The sequence below is a fragment of the Acinetobacter portensis genome (assembly GCF_023158935.1).
In the GTDB taxonomy this organism is placed as follows: domain Bacteria; phylum Pseudomonadota; class Gammaproteobacteria; order Pseudomonadales; family Moraxellaceae; genus Acinetobacter; species Acinetobacter faecalis.
The window spans coordinates 2,391,705-2,406,188 of record NZ_CP096120.1; the positions used below are offsets into that span (position 1 = coordinate 2,391,705).

Here is a 14,484-nt window from a genome sequence, read left to right on the forward strand (position 1 = left end):
AATCAGTAAAAATCCACACAAGTTGTTCTTCATAATCTCTTAATGATCTTCTTGTTGGTTCGTCACCAGCAAGCTAGGTCGGCTATATTACGCTTTCTTTTCAGAAAGTCAATCAGTAATTTAAATTATTTTTAAACTTTCTTTTCAAAACCCAATCCTAACACTTTGCGCTAAGTTACTGTTTATCAAGAAGTTTTAATCTTCATCACTGCCGATGGATGTGCATTCTACAGCATTTCAGATGCCTTGCAACACCTTTTATAAATATTTTATTTTGCATGTTTATTTTGTAATCTACAAAAACCATAAATACCTGAAATTTAAATAAAATTTATTTTAAATATATTTTATTTCTATTAAAAAATTAAGAAAGAACAAAGTAACACATTGTTTTATATAAACTTATCACAAAAACAAAACCCAATTTGCTTAAAGAAAATCCTATTATTGCGCTATTTACCAACAACGTGATGAATATGTATTCAATATCAATATTTCTTTTAAGAAAATATTAGATCACAAGCCATATCTTCCTATAAAAAAGCCACTACTCAGAAGTAATGGCTTTTAAAATATTTAAAATTTCAATTTAATTAGAACTTCATACTCATACGAGCCCAATAATTGCGTCCCGTATTATTAAATTGCTGATCACTTGCAAATCCATCCCCAAAACCTGCGTTACCCATTTTATTTAAATGCTCGGTATAGGTTTTATCTAATACGTTATCAACACCAACCGACAAATCTATATCTTTCGTTAAGTTGTATGAACCATTAATAGACAATGTCGTAAATCCTGCACTTTCTTTCAGGTCGTAACCAACAATATTACCTTCGTTTTGACTAATACGATTTTGACCATCGACTACGCGCCACAATAATCCAAAATTATATTTGTCTTGCACATAACGTAAATTCACACGTGCTTCTAAAGGTGAAATTTGTGGTAACGGCGTATTGTCTGTGGTGTTTTTACCCCATGCATACATTGCGCTCACATCTGCCTGAATTGCATCTGTAAATTGATAACCAATTCCTGCTTCAGCACCTGCAATAGTTGCATCCACATTACGTGTATGAGCTTGCAACATTTTCATATGCCCTGTTGATGACAAATACGTCGTAAGAACATAATCATTAATGATACCTGCGTATGCAGAAACCCAAGAGCTAAAAGCACCATGTTGATGTTGATATCCAGCATCCAACTGTAAAGTCTTTTCGGTATCAATGTTATTAAATGTATTTGGATTTCCATTACCAGATTGAGGACTAAATAATTCCCAATAGTCTGGCATACGCTCTACATAACCTAAGCCAATGTATGTTTTGCCATCATCATGTTCAGGATGTGTATTTTCAAATCGAATAAAACCGCTTGCTAATGTTTTGTCTAATTTACGGTTATATCCTTTATCAACAGAATTTTGACGTTCGTCTTTTACATTCACTTGATCTAAACGAAGACCTGAAACCAAACGATTTTGATCGTCAAAGTGATATGTCAACTCACCAAAACCACCAACCGATTGATATTTCATATCTGTCATACGTGGTTGATCTTGATAACTAATTCCTGTCTTACTATCCGTTTTACGAATACTATGTTCGTTATTTTGACTATCTACACCAGTAACTAGTTGAACTTTGTCCCACTCACCTGTTATAGCTACTCGAGTATTTAATGTTTTACGCGCCACATTAGTTGCTGCTCTATCAGGCATCATCATGCTTGGTTTAAACTCACGTAAACTATAATTATCCATCACATGATCATTAAAGTTATAGTTAACTTGTGCTTCAATTTTTTTAATGACTTCTGTGACATTTTTCTTTTCAAAACGCACTCCTAGGCTTTCACGTGCAAATTTAGAACCATCCATGCCACGACCCGCATAAACAACTTCACCATCTGCTTTGCCACCCGTAAGTTCTAACCACGTGTTTTCATCAGGCGTCCAACCCAGCGCAACATCTGCATTCCAACGTTCCCAATCCGATGGCACTTTGTTTCCATCACCATCTTTATAGCTGTCTGAAACTGAACGATTGGCATTTAAGCGGACATATTTATGCTCATCACCAATTGCCGTTTCAAGGTTATGATCTAAACGACCAAATGAACCCATCAGCACACTTGCTTGTCCACGATAATGCTTATCTTCTGTGAATTTTTCTGGTGTACGTTCAAAAATTACTGTTGCTGCTGAACCAGTATTTGCATATTGGACTGTTTGAGGTCCTTTAATCACTGAAATTCGATCGTAACTTTCAGGTGAAATATAAGATGTAGGTGAATCCATTCGACTTGGACAAGCACCTAAGTTTTCTGTGCCATCTGTCAAAATTTTAATACGTGAACCAAACATACCGCGGAATGTGACATCACCATTTGTACCCGCACCACTATTTACAGAGCTAAAACCCACAATACTTTGCAAGTAATCTGCACCATCTGTTGCAGGAATTGGCTGAATGGGCTGCTTAGGATCTGCACGTACAATTAGACCGTGTGCATCATTACCTGCTTGGGCAGTAACCGTAATTGGTGCAAGTATTTTAGAATCATTTAAATCATCTGCAAATACAGCAGTTGAATAACAAGCAACACAAATTGCAGCCGCAAGAGGCTGTAAAAAGAATTTTGGCTGAGCCATTTTTTTCTCACTTAAAACATAAATAAAACAAGGCTGGAGTCAGTAAAGACCCAAATTAAAAAGTTTTGATTTATGCAAAAAGTGGTGGGGCTCGCCCTTGAGGAATAAGAAAAAGTTGCTGAAGTACAAACCAAACATGCGTGAATGCTTTTTGAAATGCAATTAAACGAATTTGAATTCGGTCAAAGACTTCTTTTATGTCAAGCTCTAGAGGTAAAACTAAATTTGCATGTACCGTACAATATTGGCAATGATGATTTGCATCATGCTCATGCCCTGCATGTTCAGCAGTTTGCGTATGATGTGAATGTGCAGATGTGTGGTTTGAATGAATGCTATGTTCAGAATGTGCAGAAATTTTCAACAAAAGCGCACGCGTAATGGTTTCACAGACCGGAGCAACTTGATATTGCTTCGGCAATAAAGGCTGTATATAAACAGCAATCTGTAAAAATACTGCAAAAGCTGCAAGCAGTAAGCCACCACGTAATAGCAAAGGCAAATCCTAAAATTTGTCGCGAGCAAGTATAACAAAGCCCAATAAAAATTGGGCTTTGAGTTACAAACTTTTGCTAAGGAATTAGCGTTTTGCTGGAACCTTTTCTTTTTGACGCTGACGAGCAGCTTTTTCAATTTTCTCACGCGCACGTTGACGCTTTAAAGGAGAGAGATAATCTACAAAAAGTTTACCGTTTAAGTGATCCATTTCATGCTGAATACAAACAGCGAGAAGTCCATCTGCTTCCAACTCAAAAGCATTACCCTCTAAGTTGATTGCCTCAATTTTTACGCGTGACGGACGTTCAACTTTATCGTATATTTGAGGCACTGAAAGACAACCCTCTTCATAAGGTTGAGTATCTTCAGTTAATGGGGTAACTTTCGGGTTAATAAAAACCATGGGTTCATCTTTGTTTTCAGATAAATCCATAACAATAAGCTGAATATGTTTATCGACTTGCGTAGCAGCCAAACCAATTCCTGGCGCAGCGTACATCGTTTCAAACATGTCTGCAGCAAGCTGACGAATTTCATCAGTAACTTCTTCGACTGGTTGTGCAATGGTACGAAGACGTGGGTCGGGGAAACTTAAAATAGGTAATAAGGCCATATTGCGTCCTCACTTATGCCATTGATCAAAAAACCAAAATGAAGGAATGCTTCATCGAAAAAATGTGTGTAAGATCGTTATTATAACGCAACTACATACATAATTTTAGGAATTATGATAATGAAAAAGGTTTTGAAGGACACTTCTTCTTTGCGTGTCTTGGGGTTTAAAAAACAAATTCTAGCTCTTGCTGTTTGCTTTGGCGTTGGTCTAGGTACAATCAGCATTGCTGAAGCTGCGCCTTCTCGCAATGTTAATCCGCCTGCATTAAAAGTAAATGCACCCAATGTTTATATTGTGAAAAAGGGCGATACACTTTGGGATATTTCAAAAAAATTCCTCAAAAACCCGTACCGCTGGCGTGAAATTTGGGCAGGTAATAAACACGTTAAAAATCCACATTGGATTTTTCCTGGCGACCGTTTACTCATGTGTACCTATAACGGTAAGCCTTTAATTGGAAAAGATGAAGGTGATGGTTGTGATGGTATTATTCGTCGCTATGACAATCAAACCATCAACTTACAACCACAAGTTCGCGTAGAATCTTTAAACAATACTATTCCAGTCATTCCACTAGATAGCATTAAAAACTGGTTAGAACGCTCAACTATTGTTCCTGTGAATTCTACCAAAAACATACCTTATGTTGTTGGTGCTAAAGATCAGCGAGTTCTAGCCGCAAAAGGTCAGAATATTTATGTTCGTGGTAATGGCTTAGAAATAGGTCAGCGCTACAGCGTTTACCGTGAAAATGATCCCTACATCATGCTTGATGCTAAAGGTAAAAAGTATAATGCAGGCTTAGAGCTTGTTGAGGTTGCATCTGGTATTGCAACAAAGCAAGCTGGCGATATCACCACACTAGAAGTTACAGATTCTTATAATTCTGAAATTCGTCGTGGTTATTTCGTAATGCAAGAATACGAAGCAATGTTACCAACACTATTTTATCCTGTGAATGCTGAAGAAGTGATTGCAGGCGGTAAAGTTATTCGTGTTCAAGGCTCTATTGGCGCTGCGGCTGTTGGAAGTGTCGTTAGCCTTGACCGAGGTACAAACCAAGGTGTTAAAGTTGGACATGTTTTCAACGTAAATGAATTAGGTCAAACCATAAAAGACCAAGTTACAAATGAAACAATTCAGCTTCCTTCTGAAAATGTCGGTAGTGTTATGGTATTCAAAGCTTTTGACAACATTAGCTATGCTTATGTACTAGAAAGTTCACTGCCTATTAATGTTGGTGCGGCACTTACACCACCTATTATGAATGACTAGTTGAACGAAGATGTTGAGCCATTTATCAAAATCTCAAACTGAAACAATTGCGATCTGGTACGTGGTTCAACATTCACTATCTAGTTTTTATAAAATTCAAAAACATTTCAAAACCCTTGAACAAGCATTAAAACCTGAAAATATTAGCCAATGGCAAAATTTAGCATTACATAAAAATCATCTTCAGCGTTTAGAAAAATTTCATACTTTAGAAGGTCAAAATGACTTTCAACAATTACTCAACCAAATTAAGCAATCTTCAGATTTTGTTCTTATAGAAACAGATTCCTGCTATCCAACTCAACTTTTACCTTATAGCGATAGACCGCCGATTCTTTTTGGGCAAGGCAATGCGCAAACCCTTTTACAGCCACAAGTTGCAATTGTAGGTAGTCGTAAATCGAGCACGCATGGTCGACAAGTTGCTTATGACTTCGCTTACTATTTAAGTGAAAAAGGTTTTTATATTAATAGTGGATTAGCACAAGGAATAGATGAAGCATCACATCAAGGTGGATTAAAAAATCAACGCACAATTGCTGTTATGGGTACAGGTTTAGACATTACCTATCCATCTCAAAATACAGTACTAAGACAAGACATTATTCAGAATAATGGTGCGGTGATTACAGAGTTTCTACCAACAACTAAACCTTTACAACAACATTTTCCAAGAAGAAATCGAATTGTTAGCGGATTAAGCCTAGGTGTTATCGTAGCTGAAGCAACTTTAGAGAGTGGTTCACTTATTACCGCTAAAATTGCTGCTGAACAAGGTAAATTAATTTTTGCAATTCCCGGTCATATCTACAGTGAGTTTCACCAAGGATGCCATCAACTTATACGAGAAGGTGCCATTTTAATTGACCATCCTGAACAAGTTGTTGAAGATTTAGCCTTACCAACACAATGGCAAGCGAAACAAGCAGAAAACCAAAACATACCATCAAAATTATTTGAAAAAAATAATGAAGAATCATCTGATATTCCAAGTCATTTGATTAATTTATATAAACAACTCGATTGGGTTGGACAAGATATAGACCAACTTGCAGCAATACTAAATCTTGATATTGCTACGCTTACAGCTTACTTAATGGAATTAGAATTAAGTGGATTATGCATGCAACAATCAGGTTTATATGTACGTTGTCGTTCCAATAAATAAGGTTCACAATAGCCCTTTGTTTTTGAAAGGCTCCCTCCCATGATCACTACTTCTGCCACTGAAGCTGCGAACCTCCTTAAAAATGGACAAGTACTCGCCTATCCAACAGAAGCTGTTTGGGGATTAGGTTGCGACCCTCACAATGAACAAGCATTCCAAGAAATTCTTAGGTTAAAACAAAGACCTATTGAAAAAGGCGTTATTCTGTTAGCAGGTCAAACTTCACAAATAGAACATCTACTAGTAAATTTAGACCGTGAAATGCAAAAGCAAGTTATCGATTCTTGGAGCAATAGACACCCTGCTGAACGTGCTACAACATGGCTTTTACCTGCAACCAAAGACATTCCAACATGGATTAAAGGCAACCACCCCAAAGTTGCCGTTCGTGTAACAACACATCCTTTGTGCATTGCTTTATGCCATGCGTTTAATGGCTATATTGTTTCTACAAGTGCTAATTCTGCAGGCTTAGAACCTGCACGCTCATTACAAGAAGCAAATACTTATTTTGCAAATGAACTCAATTATTTGAACGGTGATTTAGGCTTAAGCCGTGAACCAAGTAAAATTATAGATGCAGAAACTGGCGAGATAATTCGTGCTTAATATTTTAAAAGTATTATAAGCTAAATTTATTAGACAAAAAAAAGCTCAACCATATAGGGATGGTTGAGCATAAAAAGGATGTGTAATCACATCCAGAGGGTCTTACATATCTCTGGGTTAGCAACAAGGATGTTTAAAAAACAAGTACTTAATTACCTAACTAGGACTATTATTAATTAAATATTATTCAATATGAAATATAATAAAATTATCTATTAATAGAAAAAATATATTAATAACCAACTGTTAAAATTATAATCAAATTATCTCACTATTTTATTGAACATTTTTTTAAATTTGTATTTTTATTCAACATATAAAATTTATATATATCGAATAAAAAAATATTAAAACAAAATTCAATTGATTATTATCCAACCAAAATGCTTGGTTTTAGGCTTTCTTTTGCGCCAAAATAATTCCCAAAACAATAATAATGCCACCAATCGTGTGATAAATCGTCCATGCTTCTTTTAACCATAAATATGCAATGAGTGCGGTAAAGACAGGCATTAAATTCATGAAAATACTGGTTCTATTTGGACCATTTTTTTGAATAGAGAGCATCCAAATTAACGGTGCTATAAAAGATGGGAAAATACCTGCATATAAAACACTTGCTACATTTTTTGTGTTTATAGCATCTAAACCCAACCACATTAAAAATGGTAAATGATAAATAAGCGCAAAAATAATCTGTACATACAAACTGAGCATCAGTGGAATTTGTAGCTTCCACTTTTTAAGAAACACGCCATAAAATGCATAAAAGAATACGGCTGCAATCATTAGCAAGTCACCTAAATGACCACCTAAATTCAGTAAACTTGTAATACTCCCCTGTGCAATCACAAATATAAGACCACTAAATGAGAGGATTCCACCAATTACAGCAAACTTACTTGGAAAATCTTTAAGAATCACCATCGACACAAAAATGGTAAATATTGGAATAAATGCGTTAATAATCCCCATATTTGTTGCACTTGTATAATGTGCCGCAGCATAGGCAATCCCTTGATACAACACCATGCCGAATGCAGATAACACAGCAAGTTTTGGTAAATAAGGACGTATAGAAGACCATTCTCGAATAAGCTTTATAGACATAAATGGCGTTAAAATAAGAAAGGCAACCAACCATCTATAAAAACTAATGCTCACAGGTGAAATATAGTCTGCAACATAGCGTGTTACAGCAACATTCAGTGCCCAAATAAACACGGCAATTAATGGCAATAAAACTGCCCAATTATTTGTTTTGGCTTGCTGATTCATAAATATTTCATGTCTTAAATGCGAGTGATTATTGTGCAAAAAGTCTGAAACAATTTAAATACTGAATTTCAGACATCTATACCGTATATTCGACATTGTAAAAATAAGAATAATTTCCTAAAACTCACCAACTCATTGAACCTATACGACATGATTGAACTTGAAAAATATATAACAGTAGAAGAATTTTTTTATGAAAAAGATGATGTTGTGAATCCCCATGCATCTATTTGGGGAGATTTTAATTTTTGCCTAAATGGTATTTTAGAATATGAAATTGATGGACATACACAATTATCTCCACCTAGCTATGGTATTTGGATTCCATCCCGTACAACGCATCACTGTAAAGCAATTGAACAAACCAAAATTCATTATGTCGCTATTCGCTTTCATCCGAACTTATGCCAACATTTTTCTAAAAATGCAGAAATTTTAGGAGTAAGTTTCTTTCTTCGAACATTGGTTGAGGAAGTTTTAAATTTTAAAGTTAATGCTAATAATTTAAATATTTACCGCAACTTACTTCAAGTTTTATTAGATCAACTGATTGTAGCACCCAAATATAATCACTACTTACCACAAAGCAACCACCCTGTTTTAAAAGAAGTTTTAGAAAAACTATCTTCTCCTAAAAATTTAGCATGTAGTCTTCATCAACTCATTTCACAAGCTCCAATTACAGAGCGTCACTTATTACGTTTATGCCAACAGGAACTAAATATGACGATTTCTGAATGGCGTAATCGGGCTAAAATTTTATATGCCATTACCCAATTACGTCAGGGGGAATCAATAAAAAAAATTGGATATGATTTAGGTTATAACCATAGCTCGAGCTTTATTGAGTTTTTTAAAAGATACACAGATCAAACACCGAATCAACTTAAATCTTCTTAATGCAAGCCTGAAAGAACAGCATTCTAAAAACATCATCTTAGTTAATTCGGCACTAAAAAATAACATTGCTGTTTTCATATTCAGTTATTTTAAATGTACAAATTTACCTCAAATTCAGCAAAAAATTCACTTGCTCCTCTCATTAATAACCGCTAAAACATTTGAGTACTTATTATTAGAGAATTTGTCATGGCTTCTGTATACAACATTCCAGTAAAAACCATTCAGGGTTATGATGTCACACTTAACCAATATGAAGGCAAAGTTTTACTTCTTGTAAATGTTGCGTCTAAATGTGGTTTAACACCGCAATATGAGGGCTTAGAAAAACTTTATACAGAAAAGAAAAATGCAGGATTAGAAATTTTAGGATTTCCTGCAAATAACTTTTTAGCTCAAGAACCAGGTTCAGATGAAGAAATTCAAGAATTTTGCTCTGTAAATTACAAAGTAGACTTCCCTCTTTTCTCTAAAATTTCTGTTGCAGGTGAAGACAAGCATCCACTTTACCAAACTTTAACGCAAGCTATTCCAGAACGTATTGGTGAAGGCCCTTGGTGGAAAGATCTTGTAGATTATGGTTTAACACCAAACGAACCACCTGAAATTTTATGGAATTTCGAAAAGTTCCTTGTGTCTAAAACAGGTGAAATTGTTGCGCGTTTTGCGCCAGATATCACTGCAGATGATGCTCGAATTGTAGATGCAATTAATGCTGAACTTGCAAAATAAGCTTCATTTAATCCATTAGGAAGAAAAGAGCATACACATGCTCTTTTTTACAAAAGTAATGTTATAACTTTGCAAAAATCTGTTTTTTCTCCACATTTCCCCCTTATATTAAAACTCTCTTTATCAATGCTGTGCTGATTATGAAAAAAGTTATTCAAGGTGCATTACTCCCTTTTGTTATTTTTAGCGCAGGAGTTCTTTTAATTGGTTGTGAACAAAATCAATTACCTGAAACCACATCAGATAAAAGTGAAACTGAACAATCTCTTGATGTTTCATCTAATAATGAAGCACCTGAAAATTTAAAAAGTGGCAATATGCTTTATATTGTTCGCGATGTTGCAGACATGCAAATGAAAGCTGGCGAATATATTGAGCAATTAAAACAAACGCAGACCGACCTTGAAAGTGCGGTTAATGCACAAAATCATGAACAATTACAAACAGCAGCAACTCAGCTTCAAACTCAATTAAAAGCATTGAATCAAGTTTTAGAGTCTTTAAATTTAAAGAGTCAGGAAATTGATAGTATCCGTGCAAATATTTTATCTGCCAATGAAAAAGTCTTAAATTCTTCTTTCTTGAATGGTGATCTAGATTTATCTAAGGTCGATTTAGAAAAAATTGAACAGCAAATGGGTAGCGTTCAAGATGAAATGATTAAACTTGCAAGCATGATGATTTCATCGAATGACAAAGAGTCTTCTTAAGTTATTATAGACTCCTACCTTCCTTTTAATCTCTTATGCTTTATGCAGTTAATTATTTTTACAGGCGTTCAAGCTTCAGGAAAGTCGAGTTTTTATTTATTGAATTTAGCGCATAGTCATTTGCGTATAAATTTAGATATGCTAAAAACTCGCCATCGTGAAAATATTATTTTTGAAGCAGGTTTAGCTTCTAAAACTAAAATGGTTATAGACAATACCAACCCTACCAAAGCAGATAGAGCGCGTTATATTCAACGTGCTAAAGATGCAGGTTTTAAAGTCATTTCTTATTATTTTGAAACAGATTTGAATAGTGCTTTAGAGCGTAATAGTCACCGTACAGGCAAAGCCAGTATTCCTGAAGTTGGTGTCCGAGCAACTTATAAGAAACTAGAAATACCGAGTTTAGATGAAGGATTTGATGAGATATTCAAGATAAAAATTGTGGGAAATGGGGAGTTTGATATTATTAATACCTACTAAATTAAAACTTATAAACACGAGTCTTTTTTAATTAGGCTAATTAATTCACCTACATATTTTCTTGAAATATCAACAAAATTATCATTAATATTTTCTAAATCACTTAATAACTTATCTGTTTCAATACTACCCTTAGTACTTACAACATCGCATATTTCATCAAATAGACTATTTATATGATCATAATAATCAATTAAATAACTTTTTAACAATTGATTGTCTTTAACCTCCAAATAAAATAGCCCTTCATGCATTAAATCATTATTAGATTTAGTTATATTTTCTATATTTCGATATACTGCATTATGCATTTGTTCTATTAAAATCTGTCTATCAGGCCTACCTGTACAATGTAATTTTTTTAAATCTAAAGTAAGAGCTGTGAGATCAAGGGAATATCCATGCGTTTTTTTAATTGTAAAATAAGATCTTTTCCTAAACCACTAAAATAATTTACTCTATGTTGTTCTTTCCAGTTATCAAGTAATAGATAGGCAACAACTGCAGCATATAATGTTGCTCCTGTATTTAAACAGGAAGCTAAAGTTGCACCTTTATCAGTTGATACAGGCAAGATGAACCAAAGTGTAATTAGTAAGGTATATGAAAAAATAAATAAAAACATCGACAACATGCGTCTAAATAAGCTTAATTCCGAAATTTTTTTCAAACTCAGCACCCTTTTTATTTTTAATTATTTATAGCATAAAAAAACCACCCTTTCGGGTGGTTTTTTCAATCTCAAACTGCGTCTTATTGAGCGCGGTTTTTGATTTTGCGGATCGTTTCCAACTGAGCAGCAGTTTCTGCAAGAGCAGCCAATGCAGCAGCAGCGTCCAAATCGCTCTTTTGATTTGCAAGCAATGCTTCAGCGTTTTTACGCGCTTCAATAATTGCAGCTTCATCTAAGTTGTCAGCACGAACTGCAGTATCTGCAAGAACAGTAACAACATGCGGTTGAACTTCTAGAACACCACCCGATACATAGATTAACTCTTCTGTACCGTTTTCCAACACAACGCGGATTGCGCCAGGTTGAAGCAAAGTTACTAACGGAGCATGTCCAGGCATAATACCTAACTCACCGCCAGCACCTTTAGCAATTAGCATAGTTACAGTGCCAGAGTACAAAGACTCTTTTACACTTACAACGTCACATTGCATAGTCGCCATGAGAATCTCCTAAATTAGGGAACTAATTAAAGTTTCTCAGCTTTAGCAATAACTTCGTCAATACCACCAACCATGTAGAACGCTTGTTCTGGGATATGATCGTATTCACCAGCTAAAAGACCTTTAAAGCCACGAATCGTTTCTTTAAGTGGTACAAGTTTACCAGGAGCACCAGTAAACACTTCAGCTACGTGGAACGGTTGAGAGAAGAAACGTTGGATCTTACGTGCACGGTATACAGTAAGTTTGTCTTCTTCTGCCAATTCGTCCATACCAAGAATTGCGATAATGTCTTTCAATTCTTTGTAACGCTGAAGAACGTTTTGAACTGAACGAGCAATTTCGTAATGCTCAGTACCAACCACTAATGGGTCTAACTGACGTGAAGTAGAGTCTAGTGGATCGATCGCTGGGTAAATACCAGAAGATGCGATGTCACGGCTCAATACAACTGTTGCGTCTAAGTGAGCAAACGTTGTAGCAGGCGATGGATCTGTTAAGTCATCGGCAGGTACGTATACCGCTTGAATAGACGTAATAGAACCAGACTTAGTAGATGTAATACGTTCTTGAAGAACACCCATCTCTTCTGCAAGAGTTGGTTGGTAACCTACAGCAGACGGCATACGACCTAGAAGTGCTGATACTTCAGTACCTGCTAGTGTATAACGGTAGATGTTATCTACGAACAATAGAACGTCACGGCCTTTACCGTTTTCGTCTTTCTCGTCACGGAAATACTCAGCCATAGTAAGACCAGTCAACGCTACGCGTAAACGGTTACCTGGTGGCTCGTTCATCTGACCGTAAACCATCGCTACTTTGTCAAGTACGTTAGAGTCTTTCATCTCGTGATAGAAGTCATTACCTTCACGAGTACGCTCACCAACACCAGCAAACACAGATAAACCTGAGTGAGCTTTAGCGATGTTGTTGATCAACTCCATCATGTTTACAGTTTTACCAACACCGGCACCACCGAATAAACCAACTTTACCACCTTTAGCGAACGGGCAAAGTAAGTCAATTACTTTAATACCAGTTTCTAAAAGGTCAGTAGAAGCAGCTTGTTCAGCGTAAGATGGCGCTTGACGGTGAATTGGTAAACGCGCTTCAGTAGCAACAGGACCAGCTTCGTCGATAGGGCGACCAAGAACGTCCATGATACGACCAAGAGTCGCTGTACCAACTGGTACAGAGATAGGCGCGTTAGTGTTAGTTACGTTCAAACCACGCTTAAGGCCTTCAGTAGAACCCATTGCAATAGTACGAACTACGCCATCACCAAGTTGTTGCTGAACTTCTAATGTAGTTTCAGTACCATCAACATGGAGAGCGTCATAGATCTTAGGAACGCTGTTGCGTTCAAACTCGACGTCGATAACCGCGCCGATGATCTGAATGATACGACCGCTACTCATTGCTGTCTCCTCAATTCAAAATAATGTTAAACGGCAGCGGCACCACCAACGATCTCAGAAATTTCCTGAGTAATCGCGGCTTGACGCAGCTTGTTATAAATAAGTTGTAGGTTCTTGATGAGATCACCAGCGTTATCAGTTGCAGCTTTCATTGCAACCATACGAGCAGACTGCTCACACGCGATGTTTTCAATCACACCTTGATACACCACAGACTCAATGTAACGAACTAATAAACCATTTAAAAGCTCTTCAGCTTCTGGCTCATAGATATAATCCCAACCATATTGACGGTTTAGACCCTTGTCATCTTCAGACGCAGCTAAAGGAACAAGTTGTTCGATTTTTTGATCTTGAGTCATGGCGTTTACAAAGCCGTTAGAAACTAAATAAATACGATCTAAATCGCCTTTATCGTAAGCATCTAACATTACCTGTACAGAACCAGTTAACTGTTCAAGACTTGGAGTATCGCCTACATTCGTAGTCGCACCAAGAACTTTACCGCCGTAGTTTTTAAAAAACGAAACCGCTTTTTGACCAATTAAAGCAAATTGAACTTCAATTGACTGCTCTTGTTGTTGCTGTACATGTTTAACAACCTTCTTGAACAAGTTAATGTTCAAGCCACCTGCCAAACCACGATCTGATGACACAATGATATAGCCAACGCGCTTAACAGGACGTTCAACCATATAACGGTGTTTGTATTCAGGATTCGCTTGTACCAAATGAGCAATTACACGGTGCATATTTTCGGCATACGGACGGCCTTGAGCCATGCGCTCTTGCGCACGACGCATCTTAGAAGCTGCTACCATCTGCATCGCGCGAGTAATTTTCTGCGTGCTTTTGATACTAGCTACTTTGGCGCGAATTTCTTTTAAATTTGCCATACGCTTAACCTAGTATTCGAAGGCCCTTGCGAGCCTCCGAAGGTTGATTCCGTGAACCAAACCAA

The 14,484-nt window shown here is 36.3% G+C and carries 16 protein-coding genes; 7 read left to right on the forward strand and 9 right to left on the reverse strand.

The window, feature by feature from the left end:
• Positions 1–593: 593 nt before the first annotated feature.
• The 3 genes from MZO21_RS11885 to def form a co-directional block, all read right to left on the reverse strand.
• A complete protein-coding gene (locus MZO21_RS11885; protein WP_154773702.1) occupies positions 594–2,660 on the reverse strand; it encodes a TonB-dependent copper receptor in 2,067 nt (688 codons plus the stop codon).
• Positions 2,661–2,730: 70 nt separating this feature from the next.
• Positions 2,731–3,156, reverse strand: a complete 426-nt coding sequence (locus MZO21_RS11890; protein WP_248103093.1) for a DUF2946 family protein — start codon at positions 3,154–3,156, stop codon at positions 2,731–2,733.
• An 84-nt stretch (positions 3,157–3,240) separates the two neighbouring features.
• Positions 3,241–3,771, reverse strand: a complete 531-nt coding sequence (gene def / locus MZO21_RS11895; protein WP_248103090.1) for a peptide deformylase — start codon at positions 3,769–3,771, stop codon at positions 3,241–3,243.
• A gap of 120 nt (positions 3,772–3,891) precedes the next feature.
• On the opposite strand from def, the gene MZO21_RS11900 reads away from it, so the two are divergent.
• From MZO21_RS11900 to MZO21_RS11910, 3 genes are read left to right on the forward strand one after another with little or no spacing between them, the layout of a single operon-like run.
• Entirely contained in the window at positions 3,892–5,049 is a 1,158-nt protein-coding gene (locus tag MZO21_RS11900) for a LysM peptidoglycan-binding domain-containing protein (RefSeq protein WP_248103087.1), read from the forward strand.
• 10 nt (positions 5,050–5,059) lie between these two features.
• Positions 5,060–6,217, forward strand: a complete 1,158-nt coding sequence (dprA, locus tag MZO21_RS11905; RefSeq protein WP_248103084.1) for a DNA-processing protein DprA — start codon at positions 5,060–5,062, stop codon at positions 6,215–6,217.
• Between the two features lie 39 nt (positions 6,218–6,256).
• Positions 6,257–6,826 carry an L-threonylcarbamoyladenylate synthase gene (locus MZO21_RS11910; protein WP_248103081.1) on the forward strand — a complete coding sequence of 190 codons (570 nt, stop codon included), beginning with the start codon at positions 6,257–6,259 and terminating at the stop codon, positions 6,824–6,826.
• 393 nt (positions 6,827–7,219) lie between these two features.
• Here MZO21_RS11910 and MZO21_RS11915 read toward each other — a convergent pair whose 3' ends face one another.
• On the reverse strand, positions 7,220–8,104 hold the full coding sequence (locus MZO21_RS11915; protein WP_248103078.1) for a DMT family transporter: 885 nt from the start codon (positions 8,102–8,104) through the stop codon (positions 7,220–7,222).
• Between the two features lie 150 nt (positions 8,105–8,254).
• On the opposite strand from MZO21_RS11915, the gene MZO21_RS11920 reads away from it, so the two are divergent.
• The 4 genes from MZO21_RS11920 to MZO21_RS11935 all read left to right on the forward strand — a co-directional run bounded on the left by MZO21_RS11920 (position 8,255) and on the right by MZO21_RS11935 (position 10,929).
• A complete protein-coding gene (locus MZO21_RS11920) occupies positions 8,255–9,004 on the forward strand; it encodes a helix-turn-helix transcriptional regulator (protein WP_154773708.1) in 750 nt (249 codons plus the stop codon).
• A 189-nt stretch (positions 9,005–9,193) separates the two neighbouring features.
• Positions 9,194–9,736 (forward strand): glutathione peroxidase, encoded by a 543-nt coding sequence (locus MZO21_RS11925; protein WP_248103075.1) that lies wholly within the window; start codon positions 9,194–9,196, stop codon positions 9,734–9,736.
• A 140-nt stretch (positions 9,737–9,876) separates the two neighbouring features.
• A complete protein-coding gene (gene priC, locus MZO21_RS11930; protein WP_154773710.1) occupies positions 9,877–10,446 on the forward strand; it encodes a primosomal replication protein PriC in 570 nt (189 codons plus the stop codon).
• A gap of 42 nt (positions 10,447–10,488) precedes the next feature.
• On the forward strand, positions 10,489–10,929 hold the full coding sequence (locus tag MZO21_RS11935) for an AAA family ATPase (protein ID WP_154773711.1): 441 nt from the start codon (positions 10,489–10,491) through the stop codon (positions 10,927–10,929).
• An 8-nt stretch (positions 10,930–10,937) separates the two neighbouring features.
• Here the strand turns inward: MZO21_RS11935 and MZO21_RS11940 are convergent, their stop codons facing one another.
• The 5 genes from MZO21_RS11940 to atpG form a co-directional block, all read right to left on the reverse strand.
• Positions 10,938–11,240 (reverse strand): hypothetical protein, encoded by a 303-nt coding sequence (locus tag MZO21_RS11940; RefSeq protein ID WP_248103072.1) that lies wholly within the window; start codon positions 11,238–11,240, stop codon positions 10,938–10,940.
• 56 nt (positions 11,241–11,296) lie between these two features.
• The gene (locus MZO21_RS11945) at positions 11,297–11,599 is read right to left on the reverse strand and encodes a hypothetical protein (protein ID WP_248103069.1); all 303 of its coding nucleotides are present in this window, start codon (positions 11,597–11,599) and stop codon (positions 11,297–11,299) included.
• Positions 11,600–11,682: 83 nt separating this feature from the next.
• On the reverse strand, positions 11,683–12,102 hold the full coding sequence (locus MZO21_RS11950; RefSeq protein ID WP_154773164.1) for a F0F1 ATP synthase subunit epsilon: 420 nt from the start codon (positions 12,100–12,102) through the stop codon (positions 11,683–11,685).
• Between the two features lie 26 nt (positions 12,103–12,128).
• Positions 12,129–13,523 (reverse strand): F0F1 ATP synthase subunit beta, encoded by a 1,395-nt coding sequence (atpD, locus tag MZO21_RS11955; RefSeq protein ID WP_104221778.1) that lies wholly within the window; start codon positions 13,521–13,523, stop codon positions 12,129–12,131.
• Positions 13,524–13,549: 26 nt separating this feature from the next.
• A complete protein-coding gene (atpG, locus tag MZO21_RS11960) occupies positions 13,550–14,419 on the reverse strand; it encodes a F0F1 ATP synthase subunit gamma (protein ID WP_154773165.1) in 870 nt (289 codons plus the stop codon).
• Between the last annotated feature and the right edge of the window lie 65 nt (positions 14,420–14,484).